General features: G+C 61.6%; 20 protein-coding genes and 2 pseudogenes. 15 read left to right on the top strand and 7 right to left on the bottom strand.

The annotated features are described in order from the left end of the window. The first annotated feature begins 2 nt into the window (after positions 1–2). The gene (locus tag JQS30_RS06765) at positions 3–1,952 is read left to right on the top strand and encodes a DEAD/DEAH box helicase (RefSeq protein WP_246498092.1); all 1,950 of its coding nucleotides are present in this window, start codon (positions 3–5) and stop codon (positions 1,950–1,952) included. 43 nt (positions 1,953–1,995) lie between these two features. Here the strand turns inward: JQS30_RS06765 and JQS30_RS17670 are convergent. Then, positions 1,996–2,559: pseudogene (locus tag JQS30_RS17670) on the bottom strand (TetR/AcrR family transcriptional regulator); the annotation flags it as partial. Positions 2,560–2,843: 284 nt separating this feature from the next. Here JQS30_RS17670 and JQS30_RS06775 point away from each other — a divergent pair. The 4 genes from JQS30_RS06775 (at position 2,844) to serA (ending at position 7,845) form a co-directional block, all read left to right on the top strand. Next, positions 2,844–3,047: a DUF3046 domain-containing protein gene (locus JQS30_RS06775; protein WP_213172606.1), complete on the top strand. Its 204-nt coding sequence runs from the start codon at positions 2,844–2,846 to the stop codon at positions 3,045–3,047. Between the two features lie 149 nt (positions 3,048–3,196). Continuing rightward, entirely contained in the window at positions 3,197–4,252 is a 1,056-nt protein-coding gene (gene recA, locus JQS30_RS06780; RefSeq protein ID WP_246498093.1) for a recombinase RecA, read from the top strand. Positions 4,253–4,406: 154 nt separating this feature from the next. Further along, positions 4,407–5,408: a regulatory protein RecX gene (locus JQS30_RS06785; RefSeq protein ID WP_213172608.1), complete on the top strand. Its 1,002-nt coding sequence runs from the start codon at positions 4,407–4,409 to the stop codon at positions 5,406–5,408. An 838-nt stretch (positions 5,409–6,246) separates the two neighbouring features. Then, positions 6,247–7,845, top strand: coding sequence for a phosphoglycerate dehydrogenase (serA, locus tag JQS30_RS06790; RefSeq protein ID WP_213172609.1), 1,599 nt, complete (start codon positions 6,247–6,249; stop codon positions 7,843–7,845). Between the two features lie 202 nt (positions 7,846–8,047). On the opposite strand, the gene JQS30_RS17300 is transcribed toward serA, so the two are convergent. From JQS30_RS17300 to typA, 3 genes and pseudogenes are all read right to left on the bottom strand, one after another. Then, positions 8,048–8,317, bottom strand: coding sequence for a hypothetical protein (locus tag JQS30_RS17300; protein ID WP_246498094.1), 270 nt, complete (start codon positions 8,315–8,317; stop codon positions 8,048–8,050). Between the two features lie 19 nt (positions 8,318–8,336). Next, a pseudogene (locus JQS30_RS17675) lies at positions 8,337–8,660 on the bottom strand (ArsR/SmtB family transcription factor); the annotation flags it as partial. A gap of 160 nt (positions 8,661–8,820) precedes the next feature. After that, the gene (gene typA, locus JQS30_RS06800) at positions 8,821–10,674 is read right to left on the bottom strand and encodes a translational GTPase TypA (RefSeq protein WP_213172611.1); all 1,854 of its coding nucleotides are present in this window, start codon (positions 10,672–10,674) and stop codon (positions 8,821–8,823) included. 145 nt (positions 10,675–10,819) lie between these two features. On the opposite strand from typA, the gene gsmA reads away from it, so the two are divergent. From gsmA to JQS30_RS06815, 3 genes are all read left to right on the top strand, one after another. Beyond that, complete coding sequence (gsmA, locus tag JQS30_RS06805) at positions 10,820–11,929, top strand: sporangiospore maturation cell wall hydrolase GsmA (RefSeq protein ID WP_213172612.1); 1,110 nt, start codon at positions 10,820–10,822, stop codon at positions 11,927–11,929. A gap of 123 nt (positions 11,930–12,052) precedes the next feature. Then, the gene (locus JQS30_RS06810) at positions 12,053–12,787 is read left to right on the top strand and encodes a YqeB family protein (protein WP_213172613.1); all 735 of its coding nucleotides are present in this window, start codon (positions 12,053–12,055) and stop codon (positions 12,785–12,787) included. Between the two features lie 68 nt (positions 12,788–12,855). Beyond that, a complete protein-coding gene (locus JQS30_RS06815; RefSeq protein ID WP_213172614.1) occupies positions 12,856–13,299 on the top strand; it encodes a hypothetical protein in 444 nt (147 codons plus the stop codon). 248 nt (positions 13,300–13,547) lie between these two features. On the opposite strand, the gene JQS30_RS06820 is transcribed toward JQS30_RS06815, so the two are convergent. Beyond that, positions 13,548–14,216, bottom strand: a complete 669-nt coding sequence (locus tag JQS30_RS06820; protein WP_213172615.1) for an MBL fold metallo-hydrolase — start codon at positions 14,214–14,216, stop codon at positions 13,548–13,550. A 349-nt stretch (positions 14,217–14,565) separates the two neighbouring features. Here JQS30_RS06820 and uvrA point away from each other — a divergent pair, with 349 nt between their 5' ends. Further along, a complete protein-coding gene (gene uvrA, locus JQS30_RS06825) occupies positions 14,566–17,391 on the top strand; it encodes an excinuclease ABC subunit UvrA (RefSeq protein ID WP_213172993.1) in 2,826 nt (941 codons plus the stop codon). Between the two features lie 155 nt (positions 17,392–17,546). On the opposite strand, the gene JQS30_RS06830 is transcribed toward uvrA, so the two are convergent. Next, entirely contained in the window at positions 17,547–18,155 is a 609-nt protein-coding gene (locus tag JQS30_RS06830) for a superoxide dismutase (protein ID WP_213172616.1), read from the bottom strand. A gap of 225 nt (positions 18,156–18,380) precedes the next feature. Here JQS30_RS06830 and JQS30_RS06835 point away from each other — a divergent pair, with 225 nt between their 5' ends. The 6 genes from JQS30_RS06835 (at position 18,381) to nusB (ending at position 23,729) form a co-directional block, all read left to right on the top strand. After that, positions 18,381–19,058 (top strand): prepilin peptidase, encoded by a 678-nt coding sequence (locus JQS30_RS06835; RefSeq protein WP_213172617.1) that lies wholly within the window; start codon positions 18,381–18,383, stop codon positions 19,056–19,058. Between the two features lie 62 nt (positions 19,059–19,120). After that, positions 19,121–20,332: a chorismate synthase gene (gene aroC, locus JQS30_RS06840; protein WP_246498096.1), complete on the top strand. Its 1,212-nt coding sequence runs from the start codon at positions 19,121–19,123 to the stop codon at positions 20,330–20,332. Next, entirely contained in the window at positions 20,299–21,873 is a 1,575-nt protein-coding gene (aroB, locus tag JQS30_RS06845; RefSeq protein WP_213172618.1) for a 3-dehydroquinate synthase, read from the top strand. Before aroC ends, aroB begins: the two co-directional genes overlap by 34 nt. Further along, positions 21,870–22,316 carry a type II 3-dehydroquinate dehydratase gene (gene aroQ, locus JQS30_RS06850; protein ID WP_213172619.1) on the top strand — a complete coding sequence of 149 codons (447 nt, stop codon included), beginning with the start codon at positions 21,870–21,872 and terminating at the stop codon, positions 22,314–22,316. The genes aroB and aroQ overlap by 4 nt, the downstream gene beginning before the upstream one ends. A 145-nt stretch (positions 22,317–22,461) precedes the next feature. After that, entirely contained in the window at positions 22,462–23,019 is a 558-nt protein-coding gene (gene efp / locus JQS30_RS06855; RefSeq protein ID WP_213172620.1) for an elongation factor P, read from the top strand. 8 nt (positions 23,020–23,027) lie between these two features. Continuing rightward, positions 23,028–23,729 carry a transcription antitermination factor NusB gene (nusB, locus tag JQS30_RS06860; RefSeq protein WP_213172621.1) on the top strand — a complete coding sequence of 234 codons (702 nt, stop codon included), beginning with the start codon at positions 23,028–23,030 and terminating at the stop codon, positions 23,727–23,729. A gap of 66 nt (positions 23,730–23,795) precedes the next feature. On the opposite strand, the gene JQS30_RS06865 is transcribed toward nusB, so the two are convergent. Continuing rightward, complete coding sequence (locus JQS30_RS06865) at positions 23,796–25,394, bottom strand: MFS transporter (protein ID WP_246498097.1); 1,599 nt, start codon at positions 25,392–25,394, stop codon at positions 23,796–23,798. Between the last annotated feature and the right edge of the window lie 131 nt (positions 25,395–25,525).

Below are 25,525 nucleotides of genomic sequence, written 5' to 3' on the forward strand. Positions count from 1 at the left end.
GCATGTCTGATACCCCGTCCATGTCTGCTGTCCAAGAAAACCTGGACATTACAGGCGACGAGGCCATTTTCCACTCCATCGACACCATTGCCGACATCCCGGCAGCCGAAATGGCCGTCGATTCCGAAACCACCACCGCGCCCGCTTCGGACCCGGCGCCGCAAGCCGAGGCTCGCACCGAGCCCGAGGCGACCGTGGCGAAGACCCCGGTGGTCACAAACATTCCCGCCGATGAGCCGCCGGTCAAAACCGGTCCCTCGTTCGCCGATCTCAATCTCCCGCTCAAGCTTCAGGCCGCGCTGGCCGAAGCCGGGCTTGAGACCCCGTTCCCGATCCAAGCCGCCACGATTCCCGACGCGCTGGCCGGAATCGACGTGATGGGTCGCGGACGCACCGGCTCCGGCAAGACGCTGGCCTTCGGCCTACCGACGCTGGCCCGCCTGTCCGATTCAGGCAAGCGTACCCGTGCCAAGCACCCGCGCGCCCTGATCCTCACCCCCACCCGTGAGCTGGCCATGCAGGTGGCCGACTCGCTGCAGCGCTACGGCGACGCGGTGGGAATGGACATGAAGGTCGTGTGCGGTGGCACCGCGTTCAACCGTCAGATCGACGCCCTCCGACGTGGCGTCGACATGCTGGTCGCCACTCCTGGGCGTCTGCGTGACCTCATCCGTCGCGGTGAGTGCTTCCTCGACGAGATCGAAGTGGCCGTCCTCGACGAGGCCGACCAAATGGCCGACATGGGCTTCCTGCCCGAGGTCCAAGAAATTTTCGATCTACTGCCGCAGGGCCAGCGCATGCTCTTCTCCGCCACCCTGGAGAAGGAAATCGGCGTCCTGGTCAAGAAGTACCTCAAGGACCCCGTCGAGCACTCGGTCGACCCTTCGGCCGGCAGCGTCTCGACCATGTCCCACCACGCGCTCCTGATCCGTCCCCACGCCAAGAGCGAAATGATCGCCGCGATCGCCTCCCGTCCGGGACGATCCATGATCTTCGTCCGCACCCAAATGGCGTGCGACCGTATCGGCGAAGAACTGCGTGACGCGGGAGTCGACGCCGACGCCCTCCACGGAGGCATGACCCAACAGGCTCGCACCGAGGTTCTCAAGCGCTTCAAGGAGGGCCGACTCAGCTCCCTGGTCGCGACCGACGTAGCCGCACGAGGCATCCACGTCGATGGCGTTGATTTCGTCCTGCACGCCGACCCGGCCAAGGACCACAAGGACTACTTGCACCGCGCCGGGCGTACCGCCCGCGCGGGCGAGTCCGGAACCGTGGCAACCCTGGTGCTGCCACACCAGAACCGCCAGGTATTCAGCATGTTTGAGCGCGCTGGCGTCAAAGCCGCCCGTCATTTCGTGGATGGGTTGTTTGACGAGGACCTGGCCTCAATGGTGTCAGCTCGCACGCTGACCGAGCTGGAGGCGCAAACCGCAGCCCGGCAGGCCAAGATGGCTGAGTCCGAGGTGGAGCGCATGCAGCGCCGCATTCAGAAGCTCACCGACCGCGCGGCCGAGCTGCATCAGGAGGCCGTGCGCCTCCAGGAGCGAGCCGAGCGCGAGATCAAGGAAGGCCCGAAGGAGCGACCGCGCCGGGATGACCGTCCGCGTCGCAACAAGGGCCGTTACGACGACCGTCGTGGCGGCGGCCAAGGCGGTGGCGGCCGAGGCCGTTACGGCCGGGGTGACCGCAATGACCGTCGTGGCGGTGGCCGTGACTTCCGTGGTGGCGACCGCCGGGAGTTCGGCGACCGTGATGACCGCCGTGGCGGTGGCCGTGGCGACCGCGACTTCCGTGGTGGCGACCGACGTGAGGTCCGCAGCGATGACCGTCGTGGCGGTGGCCGTGACTTCCGTGGTGGCGACCGCCGGGACTTCCGTGACCGTGATGACCGCCGTGGCGGTGGCCGTGGCGACCGCGATTCCCGCGGCCGTGGAGACCGTCGCTACTAGAACGTACGCATAATCTGTTGCGGGTCGGGCCTTCGGGCCCGGCCCGCATTGTTTCTTCGATCAAGCGCAGGATCGCTTGAATATCCCGGTCACGTTTCCCCATGGCCAGATGGGTGACTAGGCCGTCGTAGGCCAGCTGTAGGAACGAGGCGAGTACCTCGATGGGGACATCGTCGCGCAACACTCCGAGGTCCTTTTGCCGCCGCAATCGTTGCCGGGATGCCTCGGCAATGGCCTCTTGTCTCTCGCCCCAGGCGGTGGCGAACGCCGGGTCGGTGCGCAGTCTCCGCGCCACTTCCAGTTGGGTGCCAAGCCAGCCTGCGGTTTCGGGGGAATCGGCCGCGGTGATGAGGTCTTGCATAACACCGACGAGGCCATGGTCGGCCACTGTCGCCACCATGTGCGCGGCGTCCTCGGAGGCCACGGCGAGAAATAGTGCTTCCTTGTCCTTGAAGTGGTGGAAGATCGCACCACGGGAGAGTCCGATCTGCTCTTCGAGCCGCCGTACCGTCGCGCCTTCGTAGCCGTGGCGTGCAAAACAGGTTCGCGCGCCGGTGAGGATCTGGTGGCGGCGCGAATCGAGGTGTTCCTGACTGACTCGTGGCACCTTCGCATCATGCCATCTCGTGACTGGCCGCGACGGATGAGCCTACATCGTTGAGATATGGTGCGCCATTTGTCATATACGTGACACGTTGGGGCCCGGTCCAGTCAGCCATGTCGGACCAGCGGGGTAGCGTTTCGTTAGACGGTGACAGCAGAGTGCGGGTCCCGTTTTATGTCGACGCGGCCGTTGCTTTCGAAACCGGTGTGACGAGTGATAGCCCAAATGCCATCGCAGGCTAGAGTGCGACAGCGAAAAGTGAACCCAGCAGCGGGGGAGACGCGTGCATGAAGATCAGTGACTTTTGGGGCCGTATGAACGACACCTTTGGGGTCGATTACGCCAGTAGTGTGGCCGCCGACCAGTCGTTCGGTGCTCTCGAAGGCCGCACCGTCAATGAGGCTCTGAAGGCAGGCGTGGACGTGAAGTCGATTTGGATGGCGGTCTGCGCGGCTTACCCCGATCGAGTGCCCGCTCGCTTGATGCGGTGAGACGTGCGGCGTGCTCGCAGATGGCGTATACCCACACATCGACACTATGTGAATGAAACTTGTTTCGGGTGTTCGGCAGGAAAACTGTCACACCCGCCGACTACGGTAGGGACCTAATGGCTAAGCAATCTCGACCCCGAGGGGGAACAGTGGCTGGTACACCCGATAAAGGTAAGGCGCTTGACCTCGCGCTCGCCCAAATTGACAAGCAATTTGGGAAAGGTTCGGTCATGAAACTAGGGGAGCGTCCGAAACAGGACATCAAGGCAATCCCCACTGGTTCCATTTCCCTGGATGTGGCATTGGGAATTGGCGGGCTGCCTCGCGGCCGTGTCATTGAGATCTATGGCCCAGAATCATCGGGAAAGACTTCGCTTGCTCTACACGCCATTGCCTCAGTGCAGGCGGAGGGCGGCATAGCGGCCATCATCGACGCAGAGCACGCACTTGATCCGGACTACGCGAAGGCTCTTGGCGTCAACACCGACGACTTGCTGGTCAGCCAGCCCGACACCGGTGAGCAGGCGCTGGAAATCGCGGACATGCTGATCCGTTCGGCCGCCGTGGAACTGATCGTCATTGACTCTGTCGCCGCCTTGGTGCCGCGTGCCGAAATCGAAGGCGAGATGGGTGACAGCCATGTGGGTCTGCAAGCACGCCTCATGAGCCAGGCATTGCGCAAGATTACCGGTGGACTCAACAACACCGGTACCTCGGCGATCTTCATCAACCAGCTGCGCGAAAAAGTCGGTGTCATGTTTGGCTCGCCTGAGACCACCTCTGGTGGTCGAGCGCTGAAGTTCTACGCTTCGGTGCGTCTGGACATCCGTCGTATCGAGACTCTGAAGGACGGCGGCGAAGCCGTTGGTAACCGCACCCGCGTCAAGGTGGTGAAGAACAAGGTCGGCTCGCCGTTTAGGCAAGCCGAGTTCGACATTCTCTACGGTCACGGCATCAGCCGCGAAGGCTCGCTGATCGACCTTGGGGTGGAGAACGGCGTGATCCGCAAGTCCGGCGCTTGGTACACCTACGACGGTGACCAGTTGGGGCAGGGCAAGGAGAAGGTGCGCACGAACTTGAAGGAGAATCCCGATCTGGCCAATGAGATCGAGAAGAAACTAAAGGAGAAGCTCGGTATCGGCGAGAGGGTGGACGTGCCGGACGAAGAACCCGCTGTTTCCACCGAGCCTCCAGTCGACTTCTAGAAACACTGAGAGCGGTGCCTGTGTGGCGGCCGAGCATTCTCGTGCCGCGCCAGTGCCACCGTAGCCTCAGGCTGTGTCATGGCGGTCGTGGTGGTCGATGAAGCTTCGACCACCACAGCCCTCAACCAGACTTCGACGCGAAAGCCAACCTGCCATGAGCCACGACAGTGACAAGACCGGCGACAACCAACGAGGCCGCTGGCAACAAGGCTCCAGAAAACATCGCTATGGGCGTCAGATTTCTGGCGGCAATGGCTTGGGAGACGCAGAAGCCGAAAGCCAAGAAGAGCGTGGTCCCAGCCGGTCGCGTCGTTCGAAATCGACCAAGGGCGACCTTGGGTTTAGTAAGCCAGAACCGGGCAGTCCGGAAGCAGCCCGTCAATACTGCCTCCGTTTGCTATCCGCCCGTCCTCGTACCTATGCCGAATTGACCAAGGCGCTAGAGAAACGCGAATTCGAAGCCGAGGTGATCGCAGAGGTTCTGGATCGTTATGCCGAGGTTGGCATGATCGACGACGAGGTTTTCGCTCGCGCATGGGTCACGAGTCGCCACCGCTCGCGCGGCCTGGCCCGACGCGCGCTCGCTGGTGAACTACGCCGCAAAGGCGTAGAGAGCGACCACATCGATCAGGCGTTGCAAGAAGTCAGTGACGACGATGAACGTTCTGCCGCGCTGGACCTGGCCCGCCGCCGCGTGCGTTCGTTGCATGGCAAGCCGCACGAAGTGATTGTGCGGCGGCTGGTGGGGCAATTGGCCCGCCGTGGTTACCCCGCCGGATTGGCTTTTTCGGTGGTAAAAGAGGTTCTCGAAGAGCAAGAGGAAACGGCTGCTGCCTCGGAGTTGATTGACACCGACGTGGAGGTGGGCGTCGATGACGGCGTGGCGGGGCCGTTAGGGTCGGCTGCCGACAGGACAACCGTTGAGGGCGATCCCGCCCTCAACCAGGAAGCTTCCGACGGAGACGACAGCCAGGACTCCGATGCCGTACTCCTTCGTAGATCAGCTCCACCACAGCTTCGGATCGCCACCTTGCGTTGGGGGAGATCCTCATCGCGCGCAGACCTTTGGCCCTCCGAAGACAGGAGGCCGATTCTCACCAGGTGCGCCAGCGCCTCTGCAAAGAGCGACGTGCCCTCGGCGGTTCGGAGTCGATAGACAGTCCGCCCAAGGCTGCGGCGAAGGCCCTAGATGGCGATGTGTTTGGCATGGCGCTTATCAGCCTCGCCTAGGCAGCAACTGCGGATGCGTCACTCATAGGCGCGGGCAATTTTTCCCACCGTGTTTGCGGACCGACCGCGCCTCGGCCTCGGCTCACAAATTGTGTATAACCGCATGCGTATACCTGCGAAGCATTGGTCACGAATGCCTCTGGCCCCCCAATGAAAGATCGCGCCTGAATTCATGGGATGACCTGGTCAAATGTAGTGCGAGGCCAGTGAGGAACGTCTCCCAAAGAATTGGGCAATGTGCGGCCTTCCACACTGCGAATCCGGCACACCCCGGACAGTATTGAGACAGTGGCGCAACATACGATGTCCAGCAACTGGCGCGTCATGCCAGTGCCACTGGCGCAGCGCCGCGTCTGGTTGACTCCCGCACTCTACGATCCGACCTCGCCCGTGCGTTGGAAGACCTGAGGAACCACCCCATTTCCCCACAAGTGGGGAAGGGGACGCACCCTGTGTGGCTCCTCGCGCAACAGCGAACGGCGACACCGATTCGTCCGCGTCCGTCGAGGCCCGACCCGGAACTACCGGGGTTGGATCTTTGAGGCCGCGTCCGAGATCGCACCCGAGCCCGCAGCATCGCACACTGCGGGGCAACGTGAATGGCGCACAGCCCGGGAACACCCGGCCTGTGCACGTTCCATGTTGAATCCGGTGTCGAACGAGGTCGATCAGGGTCCAGCGGAGTGACCGAGCTACCGAAACACGGATGTGTTCGACCTTGTGAGTCGCCGCATTGCCGTCACCAATCCAATTGAGGAAGTCCCATGCCTGAAGCCAAGCCAATCGTGGTTGTCGCCGATCCGCTAGCCCCGGCCGCTCTCGATGTGCTCAGTTCCGACTTTGACGTACGGGAAATCGACGGGACCGACATTCCCTCCTTGCACAGTGCTATCGCCGAGGCGGATGCCGTAATCGTCCGTTCGGCCACCCGGATCGACGCCGAGGCCTTGGCCGCGGCCAATAAGCTACAGGTTGTGGCTCGTGCTGGTGTGGGCCTGGACAATGTCGACATCCCTTCGGCCACCGAACGTGGCGTCATGGTTGTCAATGCTCCAACCTCGAATATCGTCTCGGCTGCCGAACAGGCCGTGGCCCTCTTGCTGGCCACAGCTCGCAACACCGCCCGTGCCGACCAGGCTTTGCGTGGTGGCGAATGGAAGCGCTCGGCCTTCACTGGTGTGGAGCTGGCGGGCAAGACCGTTGGCGTGATGGGTTTGGGGAAGATCGGGCAGCTTTTCGCCGCCCGTATGGCCGCGTTTGACACGAAGATCATTGCCTACGACCCGTATGTGCAACCTGGTCGGGCTGCCCAGCTGGGGGTTCAGTTGGTGAGCCTAGACGAGCTGCTCATGCAGTCTGACTTTATCTCGGTGCACCTGCCAAAGACCCCTGAGACCGCTGGTCTCATCGGTGAGAGTGAGCTTGACAAGGTCAAGCCTGGGGTGCGGATCGTCAATGCCGCGCGCGGCGGCCTTATCAATGAGAAAGCGCTGGCCGCAGCGCTTAAGGATGGGCGGGTCGCCGGGGCCGGAATCGACGTTTTCGACCGCGAACCGTGCACTGACTCGCCGCTGTTCGCCCTCGACAATGTCGTTGTCACCCCTCACCTGGGAGCCTCGACCCGAGAAGCACAGGATAACGCCGGTTTGGCTGTGGCGCGCAGCGTGAAGCTCGCTCTGACCGGTGAGTTCGTGCCGGACGCGGTCAATATTCAGGCTGGCGGGGTCGTCAACGAAGAAGTCCGCCCGTTCTTGCCATTGGCCGAACGCCTCGGGCAGTTGTTCACCTCGGTTGCTGGCAGCGCTCCTCAGTCGGTGACAGTGGAGGTGCGTGGCGACATTGTCGAGTACGACGTCAGTGTGCTTCAGCTTGCCGCCACCAAGGGACTGTTCGTGGATGTGGCCGATCAGGTCACCTACGTCAACGCTCCGCTGATCGCCGAGGAGCGCGGCGTCGATGTGGGCCTCTTCACCGCGGCGGACAGCGCCGAATACCACAGCCTCGTCACTGTGCGGGGCGCGTTGGTGGATGGCCGCGCCGTAACGGTCTCGGGTACTGTGACCGCTGGTCCGCGTGAGGAACTGAAGGTCACTGAGATCGATGGCTATGACCTCGACATCACCGCCGATGGCCCGCTGCTATTCCTGCGCTACACCGACCGTCCCGGGGTCGTTGGTCTCATTGGTGGGTCGTTGGGCGACTTGAACATCAATATCGCCTCGATGCAGGTGTCGCGGAAGTCTGCCGGGGGTGAGGCTTTCCTCGCGATGTCGACCGACGCTCCGGTTCCCACCGAAGTGCTGGAACGTGTCCGTGAGACTGTTGGCGCCACGGCGGCCAGTGCGGTCACTTTGCACGACTGAGGTCAGTGGCTTCCAGCTGTTCTTGGCGTGGGGTTGGTCGTGACCGGGCCGGGGCTGCGGTGATGGTGTCGCCGATGCTGGGACGTGAGTTGTCGCCTGCGTCAAGCTGAAGGGCAGCTTCGAGTCTGGTTCATCTCGTTTTACTTGGGAGGGGACGCGCTTGGCGCGTCCCCTCCTGGTTTTTGTGGTGAATGGGTGTGTTTTAGCTGTCGACTTCGCGCAACATCTTTTCGATGGCGACGACTCGACCGCGCATTTCGGAGATGTCGCCACGGACTTCGGCCAACTCCGAACGCAGTTCGCGCATGTTCGTGGTGGCGTCGCGGGCCAGTTCTTCGTATGCGTGATTGGTTTTGGTTTCGTGCTTGGCGCGCACCAATTTGAATGATTGCCAAATGATTACGAGGATGACCAGCGTGATCAGAAAGAGAAATCCAAAGGCGAAGAGCATTCCGGCTTCTTCGTAACTCATGAGTGGGCTCCTGTCGGTCCTTGGGCTTGTTTTCGGTGGTGAGGGTTTCGGATGCCTGCGCGATGAGGCGTGGTGTCAGGTGCCAGTCGAAGTCGACTGGCTGAAAGAACTTCTGCGCTCTTCCTGATTCCGATACCTCCATCTCGCTGTCGATGAGGCCTACGGCCTGCAATTTTTTTAGGTGCATGTGGACGAGTGGGCGGCTCATCTGTAGTTCGCGGGCGAGCGCGGACACGTGGATTCGGTCCCGGGACAGCAGGGCCATGATGCGTATTCGATGTGGGTTGGCCAGTGCGGAGAGCACTCCGAGTAGTTGGTCTCCGGTCGGTTCGTTCACATCCATAACACCTCCTTCTGTCATATGTAAATAAATTCTGACATGTGTAGGTTCAAAATGTCAAGTGTTAACATTGTGAGTGGGCGCGGTGCTAGTCGGGCCCAGACATGCGAAAAGGGGCACCTCCACCTGGAGGTGCCCCTGATAAGGCCGCGAAAGCGGGCTGTTAGTCGCCGCGTTTCTTATTGCGGTCACGTGCGGGGAGCACCGTCTTGCGCATGCGCACCGCATCGGGGGTGATTTCCACGCACTCATCGGAGCGACAGAATTCCAGTGCCTGCTCCAAGGACAGGCGGCGAGGCGGAACCAGTCGTTCCAGCTCGTCGGCGGTCGCCGAACGCATATTGGTGAGCTTCTTTTCCTTGCAAATGTTGACGTCCATGTCGTCGGGACGAGAGTTCTCACCGATGATCATGCCCTCATACACCTCGGTGCCGGGCTCAACGAACATAGATCCACGTTCTTGCAGGTTGAACATGGCGTAGGCGGTTGCCACACCGGTGCGGTCGGCGATAAGCGAGCCTGACTGTCGCAAACGCAGCTGCCCGGCCCACGGTTCGTAATCCTCGAAGACATGGTGGGCGATGCCAGTGCCGCGCGTGACGGTGAGGAATTCAGTCCGGAAGCCGATGAGGCCACGGGCCGGGATAAGCCATTCCATACGCACCCAGCCGGTGCCGTGGTTGACCAGCTGTTCGTTGCGGCCCTTTCGGCTACCTAGCAGCTGTGTCACGGCCCCCATGTGTTCTTCGGGGACATCGACGGTGAGTCGCTCGACTGGCTCGTGCAACGTGCCGTCAATCTCGCGGGTGACGACCTGCGGCTTGCCGACGGTCAGCTCAAAACCTTCGCGACGCATCTGCTCGACCAGAATCGCCAGGGCCAGCTCGCCTCGACCCTGCACCTCCCAAGCGTCGGGACGCTCGGTGGGAAGGATGCGAATCGAGACGTTACCGATGATCTCCTTGTCGAGTCGGTCCTTGACTAGACGCGCGGTGACCTTTGACTTCTTCGACCGACCGACCAGCGGCGAGGTGTTGGTTCCGATGGTCATGGACACCGCAGGCTGATCCACAGTGATCAGTGGTAGTGCTTGCGGGTTTTCGGGGTCGGCGAGGGTTTCGCCGATCATGATCTCGGGAATTCCGGCGACAGCGATGATATCGCCTTGCGAGGCCGCCTCCGCGCTCTTGCGCTCCAGACCGTCGGTCATGAGCAACTCAGAGATTTTCACCGTCTGGGTGGTGCCGTCGCGTTGAATCCACGCGACGTTTTGGCCCTTGCGGATGCGTCCTTCGCGAATGCGGCACAGCGCGAGCCGTCCTAGGAAGGGGGAAGCATCCAAGTTCGTGACATGGGCTTGCAGCGGCGCGCCTTCGGTGTACTCAGGTGCGGGAATCGTCTCAATAAGCGTGTCGAACAGAGGCTTGAGGTTGTCCGAATCAGTCGGGACCTGGCCATTTTCGGGCTCAGTGAGGGAGGCGATGCCGTCGAGGGCGCACGCGTAGATGATCGGGAAGTCGATCTGTTCCTCGTTGGCGTCCAAATCGAGGAAAAGCTCATAGGTTTCGTCCACCACTTCCTTCAACCGCGAGTCGGGCCGGTCGACCTTGTTGATGACCAGCACGATCGGCAGCTTGGCCGCCAAGGCCTTACGCAGCACGAACCGAGTCTGGGGCAAGGGCCCCTCGGAAGCGTCGACGAGGAGGACGACACCGTCGACCATCGTCAGGCCGCGTTCGACCTCGCCGCCGAAGTCGGCGTGACCGGGCGTGTCGATGATGTTGATGGTCATTTCACTGCCGTCGTCGGGATCGGCATAGTGAACCGCGGTGTTCTTGGCCAAGATGGTGATGCCCTTTTCGCGTTCAAGGTCCATGGAGTCCATGACGCGGTTGTTGACCGTTGAGCCCTCCCGAAAAGCTCCGGCCTGTTTCAACATGGCATCGACGAGTGTGGTTTTGCCGTGGTCGACGTGGGCGACGATGGCGATATTGCGCAGGTCGGAGCGTTGAGACATAGCCTTCATTCTCCTTGACGCACAATGCCCTGCGCAGGCAGGATCGGTGATGGGCGACACCTTTGGGTGTCAGCTCGCACACCCGACCCGGATACCGTTGAGTCCTTCCCCGTTATTGCACAGATTTGGGAGATAATCGACTGCTATGTCTATGCAGGTTCTCGGTTTGCGCGTTTTGTCCACCGTGGCCCTTTTGGCTGCCCTGGGGCTTTTCTCCCTCATAGTTCCCAGCCAGGCTCAGTTCAGCGGTCCGCATGTGGCCATCTCCGAGGGCGTGCTGAATGTTCGTTCAGGGCCAGCGACGGATGCGCAGGTCGTGGACCAGTATTCTCCCGAGCGCGGCATTTCAGTCGAATGTAAGACCAGAGGCGAGGCCATGAGCGGCAGCCAAGGCAGCGATGACATCTGGTTGCGGCTTGAGGATGGCAACTGGGTGACCGAGACGTTTATCGCCTGGGTCGGCGGTCGGCCAGATGTGCCCTGGTGCGCCGTCGCGGGAGGGGGAGCGACCCGCGCCCACGTTTGGGCCCAGGGCGAACCGCTCTCAGTACGAGACGAGCCATCCTCCAATGCCACCGAAGTGCGCCAGATCAGCGACCAGACGGAGTTGATCGTCGATTGTCAGGCGTGGGGAAGCCGGGTTTCCGGTCCAGCCGGAGCATCCCATGTCTGGTTGCGTCTGGCCGCGGGGGAGTACGTGACCAGCAGTTACGTTTCTTGGGACAATGAACCGGCCTGGCTGTCATGGTGTGGTCAGGACTCCACGAACGTCCCCGCGTTGACACATACGGGGTTTATCGAGGACAACGCCCCAGCGGCGCAAGAGAGCATGGAGGCCACTGGGGTGCCCGCGTCGGTGACTCTGGCACAGGCGATCTTGGAAACGGGTTGGGGCTCAGGGGCATTGGGCCGCGAAGATCACAACATCTTTGGCATGAAGTGCTTTGACGACAATCCGGGAAACTTCGCGATCGGCTGCCGCGACTATGCCACGTTCGAATGCACGCCCTCGGGCGAATGCGTTGATGCCGATGAGCCATTTCGCGCCTACGAGTCTGCCAAGGATTCCTTCCGCGATCACGGGGCGCTCCTGTCCGGATGGAGCCATTATGCCGACGCTATGGCGGTGGCCGATGACGCCGACGCTTTCGCTCGCGCCATTCATGAAGCGGGCTACGCGACCGACCCTGAGTATTCGAACAAGCTCATCGCCCTGATGGAGAACTATGACCTCTATCAATACGACGAGACCTAAGGCGCTGTCCGCTCTTGGCAACGGAGGAGGGCTCGTAAACCGGAAGGCGTCGTCGTTCTCTGTACAATGTGAACTGGAACCTACGTCAACAACGCCACCATCGCGATAAAGTGAGGCCCACCCGTGTCCAATTTCAGTGCGAGTCGCCAAGAATTTGGCAGCACCACGATCGAACACCCCACCTGGACTCGATGGCTAGTGGCACTGGGCTTCCCGGTTATCGGCGCTGGCCTTGGCGTTGCCCTAGTCTCCATTGTGGGATGGATTCTGACTCTGCCTTGGTTTCCCCTGCAAGGGATGCTGGGCACGTTCCATGAACTGGCATTGCCATTGCGGTACTCCATCGGTGCCGCGCTCGGGCTCATCATGGGGATCGTGTTTGTCCTCTATGCGCTAAACGACTTTCTACGGGTGAGTGTGGGCAACCATGAAGTGTCCATAGCCAGTGGATTCGATGATCCGATAACACTGCCCAAAGCCGACATCGAAGCGGTTTTTTACGACCAGAAGCACCTAGTTTTCCTTGGCGAAGGTGGCCGAGAACTAGCCCGACCATTCTGCGACCTGAATCGCGAAGAAGTCGCCGACGCGTTTCTGAAATATCGATTTCCCTGGCAGGACGGCGACCCCTATGCCGAGGAATACCGGCGCTGGGTACCCGGACTCGAAGAACTCCCCTCCGGTGCCGACGCCCTCTTCACCGCCAGAGAGGCGGCCCTGAAGGAAAGCGATGACGATGAGATCGCCCAGCTGCGAACCGAACTGTTGAAAGTGGGCCTAGTGGTGCGCGACGATGGCCAGAAACAATTCTGGCGCATTATCGCCCCGTCCAAAGAGTTACCCGCCAATGTGCCTTGAGTGCTCCGTGAGGTCAGATCGCGACGCTGCGAAGTGCGAGTGTGCTTAATCCTGGGTAGTATGTCGACATGAGGTTGACCGATCTTGAGCTCGCCACATGGCTGGCGGAGGCGCGCGATATCTACGCCCGCGAATGCTCGCAGATTGGCACCTTGCTCGCGGTCAAAACAGACACCGGAGGGTCCGATCTGGTCGACCAAATCGCCCAGCATCGCGCTGCGGCCGAGACGCTGATTTGCAACCTTGTGGTCGAGAGCAGTTTGCGCGAGGCGGAATGGACGATGGTCGAGGACGCCATTCGTCGATACGGCGAGGCTGTGCAAGACGAGCACTATTGGAACGAGCGAGCCAAGATCGCAGCCGCAAAACCCAACCCCGACCAGCGCGAAATCGAAGAATACGTGGCGCGTTCCATGCGGTCGCCAGGCACCATCCGCAGCGAATCCCCCAAACTCTCTCAGATGTATCGGCTCAACGCGCTGATCCAAGTACTGGAGCAAACAGGCCGCTAGGAGCCGACCATATTCGTGGCAATGTCCGCTAATCGAATGGCGAGTGGCGATCGCTCCGCGTGCCGCGAGCACCTCAGCGAGATCAGCTCGGCCCGGTCAACGGCCCGACTAGGATTGGTCATTGTCAGGTTCACCCCAGAGGTGACCGCGAGCCAGGTCGATGTTGAGTCAGGAACCACCCGCCCAGACTCGCTCGGGCATAACCCCATTGCTCCCAAGCGGACAAGCTGCTCCCGCGAAAGAACCGATCACCAGCCGCGTTTTTTCCAAAGAGGCAATTGCGGCCGCTCCGCTCCCAGCGTGGTGTCATTTCCGTGGCCCGGATAGACCCACGTGTCGTCGTCAGCGGCGTCAAACAACTTCGTCGTCACATCGCGAAACAACGTCTGAAAATCACGCGGATTCGTAGTTTTTCCCAAGCCCCCGGGAAACAAACTATCGCCAGTGAATAGATGGGAATGGCCCGCTGGGTCGTCGTATCGCAGCGCGATCGACCCTGGCGTGTGCCCCACTAGATGGATCACGCTCAGGCGGCAATGACCGACGGTGACGATGTCACCCTCGTCCAGCCGTTTCGTGACCACCGGAATGTGGCCAGCGTCCTCCCGGTGCGCCATTGACGCCGCCCCGGTGGCATCGACGACCGTTTGCAACGCTCGCACATGGTCCCAGTGCCGATGCGTCGTGACCACGGTTTTCAGTGGACCCCCTCCGTGATTGGGGTTGGTCACCTCGGTGAGAATCCGATCCGATTCATCGGCTGCGTCGATCAATAGCTGCTCTTTGGTTTTGCGGCATCGCAGCAGGTAACAGTTGTTTTTCATCGCCGAGACGGCGAACTTGGCGATGGTGAGATCTTGCAGTTGGCGCACGTCCGCGCGCTGGCCGGGTTCGACGACCCCCGTGTATGCGTTCATGTCTCTAGCGTGACAAACGACGCGACAGCGCTCACACTCGACCGGGAAGTGTCACCGAGACGCGGTAAAGTGGGAGGTCGGTCAATGGTCTGCGCGGCCGCCTGGCCACGGCCACACACTTGTGCCCAAGCGGTACCTCGGCAGCGGCGCTCGCTGGAGGCGCGTTGAGGCAAGGCCATGACCGGGCGCACAATTCTATTGCTCTTACCTGGGGCGATGTCTCGAATGGGGCCTGTCGCCGGCGCGAATGTCATCCGATGTCACACCCAAAAGTTAAGGTCCAATGGTGGCAACTAAGCAACGCAAGAACAACTCCCGATCTTCCTCACCGGTGCGCGGATCCGACCAGATGACGGTGCGGGGAGCCCGCGAGCACAACCTCAAAGGCGTGGACCTGGACCTTCCCCGCGATTCCCTGATCGTTTTCACCGGATTGTCCGGTTCGGGTAAGTCATCGTTGGCGTTCGACACGATCTTTGCCGAGGGCCAACGTCGCTACGTGGAATCGCTGTCGGCCTATGCTCGTCAGTTTCTCGGTCAGATGGATAAACCCGATGTCGATTTCATCGAGGGGCTTTCCCCCGCGGTGTCGATTGATCAGAAGTCGACCTCCCGCAATCCGCGTTCGACAGTTGGCACCATAACCGAGATCTATGACTACCTGCGCCTTCTCTACGCGCGAATTGGAGTGCCCCACTGCCCTACGTGTGGGGAGTTGATCGGCCGCCAGTCACCGCAGCAGATCACCGACCAGATCATGGCTCTAGAGGCAGGCACACGCTTCCAGGTGCTCGCCCCGGTGGTGCGTGGGCGCAAAGGGGAGTTCGCCGACCTGTTCGCCGAGCTTCAGGCGCAAGGGTATGCCCGTGCTCGCGTCGACGGAGCAGTTCATAACCTCACCGACCCGCCAAAGCTGAAAAAGCAGGATAAACACGACATCGAAGTCGTGGTCGACCGTTTGGTCGTCAAGCCGACCATGCAGCAGCGGCTGACGGACTCCGTCGAGGCGGCGCTGAAACTAACCGACGGCGTGGTCGTGCTTGACTTCGTTGATATCGACGAACACAGTTCCCAGCGGCAGCGTCACTTCTCCGAGAAGCTCGCCTGCCCCAATGACCACCCGCTCATGCTCGATGAGCTGGAACCGCGCACGTTCTCGTTCAACAACCCGTTTGGCGCCTGCCCCTCCTGTTACGGCCTGGGAGTTCGCAAAGAAGTCGACCCGGAACTGATTATTCGCGATTCGGAGCGCACCGTCGCCGAGGGCGCTCTTGCCCCGTGGTCGAGCAAAGGCATGGGCCAATACTTCACCTTCCAGATCGAGGCTGTGGGCCGGGAACTGGGCTTCGACGTGAACACGCCGTGGGAGCAGCTACCTCAGCGGGCGCAAGAAGCGATCTTGTACGGCTACGACCAGACCGTTGAAGTGCAGTACCGCAACCGCCGGGGGCGCCTGCGCACCTATGACACGACCTTCGAAGGCGCGATCCCGTGGGTGCAGCGCTTGCACCAAGAGACGGACTCCGAATGGCGACGGGCCGGGTATGAGCAATTCATGCGAGAGACCCCATGCAGCTCATGTCATGGAGCCCGTTTGAAACCCGAGACTCTCGCGGTCACGGTCAACGGCCTATCGATCGCTGAGATCTGCTCGATGTCGATCGCTGAATGCGCCAAGGTGATCACCGATCTGTCGCTGTCGGACCGCGACGCCCATATCGCCGATCAGGTCGTCAAGGAGATCACCGCGCGTTTGCAATTCCTGCTAGACGTCGGCCTCGACTACCTGACTCTGGCACGCGCTGCGGGCAGCCTCTCCGGTGGTGAAGCGCAACGTATTCGCCTGGCGACCCAGATCGGCGCCGGTCTGGTCGGTGTTCTCTATGTTCTCGACGAGCCGTCCATCGGTTTGCATCAGCGGGACAACAACCGCCTCATCGCCACGCTGGAGCGGCTACGCGATCTTGGAAACACGCTCATCGTGGTTGAACACGATGAGGACACGATCAATGTGGCCGACTGGGTAGTGGACATTGGGCCGGGAGCGGGCGAACACGGTGGCAACATCGTGCATTCGGGTTCAGTTGAGGGACTGAAGAAGAACCGGGCTTCCCTGACCGGTGACTACCTGGCTGGGCGTCAGGCAATTGAGGTGCCCGAACAACGGCGTAAACCCACCAAGGGCCACCAGCTGGTCGTCAAGGGAGCTAAGGAAAACAACCTGCAAAACCTAGATGTGGCGTTCCCCCTCGGATGCATGGTGACGGTGACGGGGGTGTCTGGTTCCGGTAAATCAACGCTGGTCAACGACATCCTCTATAACTCATTGGCGCACCAGATCAATGGGGCCAAGGTTGTCGCCGGAAAACACCGCTCGATCAAGGGAATGGACCTGGTTGACAAGGTCGTGGGAGTTGACCAGTCGCCCATCGGGCGTACCCCGCGATCCAACCCCGCCACCTATACCGGCGTGTTCGACAAGGTGCGAAAGCTGTTCTCGGAGACCCCGGAGTCGAAGGTGCGCGGCTGGGGGCCAGGTCGGTTCTCGTTCAACGTCAAAGGTGGCCGGTGTGAGGCGTGCAGCGGTGATGGCACCCTGAAGATCGAAATGAACTTCCTCCCCGATGTGTACGTGCCCTGTGAGGAGTGCGGTGGGGCGCGCTATAACCGCGACACCCTTCAGGTTCGCTACCGTGGCAAGACGATCGCGGACGTGTTGGACATGTCGATTGCCGAGGCTGCCGAGTTCTTTGAGGCGATCCAGTCGATTCACCGACACTTGAAAACCTTGGTGGACGTAGGTCTAGGTTACGTGCGCTTGGGGCAATCGGCGGTGACCCTGTCTGGAGGCGAAGCACAGCGGGTGAAGTTGGCCTCCGAACTACAGAAGCGTTCCACGGGTAAGACCGTCTACGTTCTCGACGAGCCGACAACGGGCCTGCACTTTGACGATGTGCGCAAGTTGCTGGCTGTCATACAGAGCTTGGCCGACAAGGGCAACACGGTCATCATCATCGAGCACAACCTAGACGTCATCAAGTCTTCCGACTGGATTTTGGATCTAGGGCCCGAAGGCGGTAATCGAGGCGGAACTCTGGTCGCTGCCGGAACCCCGGAAGACGTGGCGAAGGTCGAAGCAAGCCACACGGGCATGTATTTGAAGTCGCTGCTATAGCCGCACCGCTGGCATGCCCTCTGCGAGGCCACGGACGTGCCTGATACTTGGAAACACACGATGGGGGTGGGCCGAGACTTCCGTCTCGGCCCACCCCCATCGTTGCCAGCGTGCGTGCGTCTCACCTAAGTCTTTCCGCACCCACGATCGCATTGCTAGGACGCGGCTCCGCGAGCCTCGTCAAAGCGGCGAGAAACATCGCGCCAGTCGACAACATCCCACAGACGCTCCACGTAGTCCGGACGGACGTTGCGGTACTGGAGGTAGTAGGCGTGCTCCCAGGCGTCGAAAACCAAAAGCGGAGTGGCGTTCTGACCAACATTGCCGTGGTGGTCGTAAACCTGCTCCACCACCAGTCGCTGCGAGAGCGGCTCATAGGAGAGCACACCCCAGCCAGAGCCCTGCACACCAACGGTCGCAGCGGAAAGCTGCTTGGAGAACGCCTCGAAACTACCGAGGTGTTCATCGATGGCGGCGGCGAGCTCACCTTCGGGACGTCCCCCTCCATCGGGGGACAGGTTCTTCCAGAAGATCGAGTGCAGCACGTGGCCCGACAGGTTGAAAGCATAGGTCTTTTGCAGGCCTACCAGGCCCGAAAAATCGCCGTTCTCTCGCGCTTCGTCGATCTTCTCGAGAGTCGCGTTGGCGCCCTTGACGTACGTGGCGTGATGTTTGGAGTGGTGAAGTTCGAGGATCTCGCCAGTCATGGCAGTCCTCAGCGCATCGTAGTCGTATTCCAGGTCAGGCAGCGTGTATACCGACATGGTTCCTCCTCATTCCCAAGCGGGTTCGGTCTTGCCCTTCAGAAGGCTATCGCCACCATCTTCTCTCGACAAACATTGCCCGTCGCGTGGCGTCCGCCAAAGTCTCATGGTGGGCGCGCCTTACTGCGGTTTTGAGCTGGCAGTGTGAGAATCATTGGCGTGATTGCAGGATTGGCCCTCACCGCCGCACTATTGGCCAGCCCAGGTCTAAGGTGGACTGTGTTGATGGCGACGAATCGCGCCCCAAATGCGTATGCGCTCACTGCTCTCACGTGTACGGCGGTACTGATCACCGTTGCTCAGGCTATCAACCTCTGGCATGCGATGGCCCTGTTTCTCGTTATCGCGGTCGGCGTCGCCGCTGGTTGGATCGACGCCTATGAACACAGGCTCCCCGATGTGCTTATCGTGCCGACGTATCCGCTCGTGGGCGCGCTACTTCTCGCCGGAGCCAGCCCGCCGGTAATCGTGCGCGCCGCAGTGTGTGCCGCTGCGGCCTGGGCGATTTTCTCGCTGGCCGTTCTAGCTGGTCATATGGGGTTCGGCGATGTCAAACTGGCAGGGCTCTTGGCGATGGTGCTGGGCTGGGGCAGCTGGGAATCCGCGGTAGTCGCCTTCGTGGCCGCGTCCGTGGCCGGTGGCCTCTATGCGGTGACGTTGTTTCTTCGAGGTCGAGGCGCCCAGAGATTCGCCTTCGGCCCGGCTCTGCTGCTAGGCGGCTTGACGGCGCTAGTGGTGGTTTTAGTCCCTGCGGGTGAGAACATCGGTGGCCTCGCAGGGAGGAAAACCGAACCTTCTTCCTCTAACATCCGCCCGCTCCACGATGCTGCGACGACCCGGGTAAACCGACGCGGCCACAGCATTGCCGACATCGTGGAGCGCGGGACCGGCAATGATTTGTAATTATGTGAGACAACGGCCTCACCTCGCACAGTCACCATTGGTTGTCGTGACAGAATTAGGGCGTGTTGCGATGGATGACAGCTGGAGAATCACATGGCCCGGCCCTGGTAGCCGTCATTGACGGCCTGCCCGCCGGAGTAGAACTCACCACCGACGCGGTCACCGCCGAACTGGCGCGCCGACGACTCGGATACGGGCGAGGTGCCCGTATGAAGTTCGAACAGGACGAGGTCACCTTCATAGGCGGTGTCCGCCACGGCCGGACGCTCGGCTCACCCGTAGCGATCGAAGTCGGCAACACCGAATGGCCAAAGTGGGAAAAGGTCATGGCCGCCGACCCCGTCGACCCCGCCGAGCTGGAGGGGCTGGCTCGCAATGCGCCTTTGACCCGTCCCCGACCTGGCCACGCGGACCTGGCCGGGATGCAGAAATATCATCACCACGACGCCCGGCCCATCCTCGAGCGTGCCTCGGCCCGTGAGACCGCCGCTCGCGTCGCCACTGGAACCGCCGCCAAAGCCTTCCTAGCGCAAGCGCTAGACGTGGCGATCGTCTCGCATGTCATCCGCCTCGGTTCCATATCCGCCAAACCCGGACTCGTTCCAACGCCAGCTGACGCCGAAACAGTGGACGCCGACCCGTTGCGCTGTATGGACCCGGAGGCCTCGGCACGCATGGTCGCGGAAGTCGACGCCGCCAAAAAGGACTCCGACACCCTCGGCGGAGTCGTGGAAGTCCTCGCCTACGGTCTACCTCCAGGGTTGGGCAGTCACGTCCAATGGGACCGCAAGCTCGACGCACGGCTGGCCGCCGCCCTCATGTCGATTCAGTCAGTCAAAGGGGTCGAAATCGGCGATGGCTTTACCCAGGCTGTTTCGCGCGGCTCGGTTGCCCATGACGAAATCGTCCCCGGGCCCGAGCACGTCGAACGGCTCACCGACCGCGCCGGCGGCCTGGAGGGTGGCATTACCACCGGGCAGCCGCTGCGAATCCGTGCCGCGCTCAAACCCATCTCATCGCTGACGCGCCCCCTGCGCACCATTGACATCACCGACGGGGGCGCCGCTGAGGCGATCAACCAGCGGTCCGATGTCTGTGCCGTTCCCGCTGGAGCCGTCGTCGCCGAAACCATGGTGGCACTGGTGCTCGCCGAAGCCGCGCTGGAAAAATTCGGCGGTGATTCCCTGGGCGAATCGCGCCGCAACCGCGACGCCTACCTCGACAACTTGATGGTGAAGTTATGCCAACCGACATCGAGCTTCCTGGCCCCATAGTCGTCGTTGGGCCGCCCGGAGCAGGAAAAACCACGGTCGGACAGGCATTGGCCGCCCATCTGGGCATGGAGTTTCGCGACACCGACGCCGATATTGTCGCCACAGCGGGCAAGCCAATCTCCGATATTTTCGTCGATGACGGTGAGGAGCATTTCCGGGCCCTGGAACGTGAGGCTGTCGCCGTAGCGGTGGCCGAGCACCAGGGAGTGGTCGCGCTCGGAGGTGGGGCCGTCCTCTCCGAAGCCACGCGCGCCCTTCTTGCCAACGTCACTGTCGTCTACTTGGATGTCGACTTGTCCGAGGCGGTCAAGCGGGTGGAGTTGGATCGAGGACGTCCGCTCTTGGCGGTCAACCCACGCGCGACCCTGCGAGGGCTGCTCGAACAGCGTCGCCCGCTTTACCGAGAGGTCGCGACCTTGGAGGTCGACACCACAGGCCGGGAAGTGGCCGACCTCGTCGCCCAGATTTCGGCGGCGGTGGCTCGCCGCCGGGTCGATGTCGGTGGTGAACAGCCCTACCCTGTCATTATTGGTCCGGGGGGCTCCTCGGACATCATCGAGTACCTGGGCCAGGCCACGCGCGTTGCGATCGTCTACACGGCCTCGGTTTCCGAGCGTGCCGAGTTGGTCGCCCGTGCGGTCAACTCGCGGGTGGCCCCGGTAATGCTGGAAGTGCCCGACGCTGAGGACGGTAAGACCATCGCCATTGCCCAGCAGTGCTGGGAGGCGCTGGGGACGGAGGGTTTCACCCGCTCTGACCTCATCATTGGCGTTGGTGGGGGAGCGGTCACCGACCTGGCTGGTTTTGTCGCCGCCAGTTGGTTGCGCGGGGTAGCCGTTGTTCACGTTCCTACTTCCCTGTTGGGCATGGTCGACGCTGCCGTCGGCGGCAAGACTGGTGTGAATACTTCCGCGGGTAAGAATCTCGTCGGCGCCTTCCATCCGCCCCGGGCGGTCCTTTGCGACACCGATAGCCTCCTCACCCTGCCCACGCCTGATCTCGCGGCCGGGTTGGCCGAGGTGGTCAAGGCCGGTTTCATATCTGACCCGCGCATTCTTGACCTCATCGAGGCCGATCCGAAGGCTGCGCTGGACCCGGGCAACGCGGTGATGGCGGAGCTCATCGAACGAGCGATTGCCGTGAAAGCCCGAGTGGTCGAGGCCGATCTGCGTGAGGGTGGCCTGCGCGCGATCCTCAACTATGGGCACACCTTCGCCCATGCGATCGAAAAGGTGGAGAACTATCGGTGGCGGCACGGAGACGCGGTCGCGGTGGGCATGGTTTACGCGGCGCACCTGGGTGCGCTGACCGGCCGCGCCGACTTGGTCGAACGTACGACATCGGTACTGTCGGCCTTGGGCCTTCCGGTCTCCTACCAGGGCGGACGCTGGGATGACCTGTCCGAGGCGATGCGGATTGACAAAAAGGCACTCGGTTCCACGCTCAGGTTCGTGTTGCTTGAGGATCTTGCCGCGCCGGTGATCGTCGCTGATGTGAGTGCCGAGCACAGAGCCGCCGCGTATGAGAGGGTGAGCGAATGAAAGTGCTTGTTCTCGGTGGACCTAACCTGAATCGTCTCGGTACTCGCCAACCAGCGGTATACGGATCGCAAACTCATTCCGACCTTGAGAAGCTCTGCGTTGAGACGGGCAAGCGGCTCGACTTGGAAGTCGATGTCCGCCAAACGAACCATGAAGGCGAACTGCTGGAATGGTTGCACGAGGCCGCCGATGAACATACGCCTGTGGTCCTCAACGCCGCTGCCTGGACCCACACCTCCGTCGCGGTTGGCGACGCCTGCGCCCAATTGCGCGCGCCCCTGATCGAAGTACACATTTCCAATGTTTATCAGCGTGAATCATTCCGGCACCACTCCTACGTGTCGGCCCACGCAGTCGGGGTCATCGCAGGTCTTGGTTTCGCCGGATACACCGCGGCCTTGGAATTCCTCGGTGCGCAACTGGCCACAGGCGACGCCTCCTGAGGACAGCCGAGACCAGGCCGGTAGGTACCATCAGTGGTTGGTACTGCGGTACTCCATCCCGAAAAGCGCGCAATTGTCGCGCCCAGCGGGCGCATGGGTACCCCACCGACTAACAGTCTCATCGATCGAAAGTGAATCACGGCGCATGGCCACCACGAACGACTTGAAAAACGGCATGGTCTTGAACCTGGACAAAGTCCTGTGGCAGGTTCTGGAGTTCCAGCACGTCAAGCCCGGTAAAGGCCCGGCCTTCGTGCGCACGAAGCTGAAGAACGTCCTGTCGGGAAAGATCGTCGACAAGACTTTTAACGCGGGCACCAAGGTTGAGACCGCCACGGTCGACCGCCGCACAATGCAGTACCTCTACCGCGACGGCGAAGACTACATCTTCATGGACATGGAGACCTACGACCAGATTCCGCTCACCCCGGCGTTGGTCGCAGATGCCGCCAACTACTTGCTGGAGAACTCCGAGGCGACCGTCTCCGTTCACGAGGGCAACCCGCTTTTCGTGGAACTGGGCGCGTCGGTGGAGTTGGAAGTAACCGAGACTGAGCCGGGCCTCCAAGGTGACCGCTCCTCGGCTGGGACGAAGCCCGCCACCGTGGAAACTGGTGCGTCGGTGCAGGTGCCTCTATTCGTCAACGTGGGCGACCGGATCAAGGTCGACACCCGCGAGGGCAAATACTTGTCGCGGGCGTAGGGGCCTCAGTGGAAAAGAAAGCGCAGCATCCGACCTTGTCGGCACGTACTCGTTGGCGTATGCGGGCCGTGGAGATTTTGTACGAAGCCGAGTCTCGCTCGGCCGAAGTGGCAAAGGTACTCACGGAGCGGGCCGACCGTATGGCAGCCGATCCGGACGGAGTCCAGCAGCTGCCGCCTTATGCGGTGACTCTCGCCCGTGGCGTCGATGAGCACCGTCTTGAGCTTGACCAGATTTTGAACTCTGCCTCGCAAGGCTGGTCCGTGGCGCGAATGGCTCCGGTGGACCGTAATGTCCTGCGAGTGGGTCTGTTCGAGATCCGACATGTTGACGAGGTGGATACTCCCGTGGCGATCAAAGAGGCCATGAAGGTGGCTTCGACGATCGGTTCGACGGACGACCCTTCCTTTGTCAATGGCGTCTTGCATAGGGCCCAGTTCATTGACTATGTCGAAGATCCCGAGCCCGCTGGTGACGTGCCGAAGGTCGAACCGGTCTTGGATGAGGAAACTCCCGGTGCGGACGAGCCAACGGTGTCGGCGATCCTCGATGAGGAAGTATCACCGGAGTTGAAGGCTGAAGGGGATCATGTGTCGGCCGCCGGCAGTTCCTCTGCGGACGGTTTCGAGGACGATTTCGAGTTCGACACTGATATTGACCTGGGAGACTTCCACGGCGAGTCTCGCGATAGTGATCGCGACGACCGCTAGTTGTGTAAAGCGGGGCCGGGCCGCAGATTGCTCTGCGGCCCGGCCCCACTTTGCACTGGGAACAGCTTAGTGCTCCACACCCGCGATGGATTGGTGACGGGGGATCATGCGCCACACCAAAGCGGCCGCCATGAACATGAGCAACCCGCCGACCAAGCCAGCGGTCGACACCGACGCGGTGAAGGCTTCCTGGGCCTGATTCAGCATCGCGGCCCCGCCCTCGTCCATCGATTCGGCGACGCTCGCCGCTCCGCCTAGCGAGTCTTGCGCGGCCGTGGCTTCGCTGCCGTTGATTCCCATCGCCATCAGGTCTCCACGTGGAAGGTTCCAGCGGTACAGGGTCGCCGCCAGACTGCCTAGTACGGTCACGCCGAGCACGCCGCCGAGTTTGAACGCGATTTCTTCCATCGCCGCGGCGTTCCCGACCCGGTCTAGGGGAGCGCTGCCCATGATGATCGCCGACCCCACGGCCAGCGAGGACATGCTCAGACCCACCAGCATCAGTGAGACGAACAGCGTCAGCGAGGAGAATGGGCTGGGAGCCAGCCACAGCAGCGTGAACCCGAGGCCACCGCTGGACAATCCACCCACGATGACGGTACGAACGCCGATCATTTCGGCCATCTTCGGAGCCAGCGGTGAGAAGATGCACGCGGTGATCGCCATCGGCAATAGTTGTACCCCGGCTTGGACGGGGGTGTAGCCCTTGACCAGTTGCAGCCACTGAGCGATCAGCAACATCATCGAGGCGACCCCGACACTGGAGACGATAGCCGTGACCAGACCCGCGCTCAGGCCTTTGTATCGCAGGAGCCGCAGGTCCAGTACTGGGCGCAGCATACGCAGTGACCGCAGCACGAACCACGTCAGTGCCACGGCGGCGACAATGGCGACGATCCAGGTCAATGGTTGGCCGAAGCCGTTGCGAGCCATGTCCTTGATCGCGTAGACCATTGCGGCGATTCCGATAACCGACAGTGCTACGCCAAGGGCGTCCCACCGGCCTTTGCCTGGAACTTTCGACTCGGGCAGGAACTTGCACGCCGCGATCAAGGCGACGATCATGATCGGAGTGTTGAACAGGAACGCCCAGTGCCAACTTAGGTGTTGCACCAGCAAGCCGCCCACCAACGGACCCATTCCCGCGCCGACTGCTGCCATGGAGCCCCAGATCCCCAGCGCGAAAGCCCGTTCGCGTGGGTCGTGGAAGAGGGTGCGAATCAGCGACAGGGTGGAGGGCATGATGAGGGCACCACCGATACCCAGTAGGGCTCGGATGGTGATCAAGTCGGCCGCGGAGTTGGCGAAGATAACGAGGATCGGCGCGGTCGCGAACACGGCGTAACCGGCAATGAGCATCCTGCGGCGGCCGATACGGTCGGCAATTTCTGAGGCAACGACTAGGAAACCGGCCACGACCAGGGCATAGACGTCAACCATCCAGAGGATTTGTACCGAAGATGGCTGCAACTGAGCTGTAATCGCAGGCAGTGCCACGTTGAGGACGGTCGTGTCCATGACGACGATGAGCAGGCTCGCGCACAAAACCGCCAGGCCGAGCCAACGGCGAGGAGAGTCGTGAATGTTGGTGGCTTGCGTCCCTGGCCCGTCAACCCGCCCTTGAATAGGGGGTAGCTGAGGCGTGGTCTGGATCTGAGTTTTCACCGTGGAATACCCCCTAAAAATTGCACAGCGCAACCCAAGGTGCGGCACCTGACTTGGCTTGAGCGCACTGACTCACGGCACCCCTATTAAGGGTTCACCTAAAAAGTGCAGAGCGCAGCCTGGAGCCGCAC

The organism is Natronoglycomyces albus, assembly GCF_016925535.1.
Taxonomy (GTDB): Bacteria; Actinomycetota; Actinomycetes; order Mycobacteriales; family Micromonosporaceae; genus Natronoglycomyces; species Natronoglycomyces albus.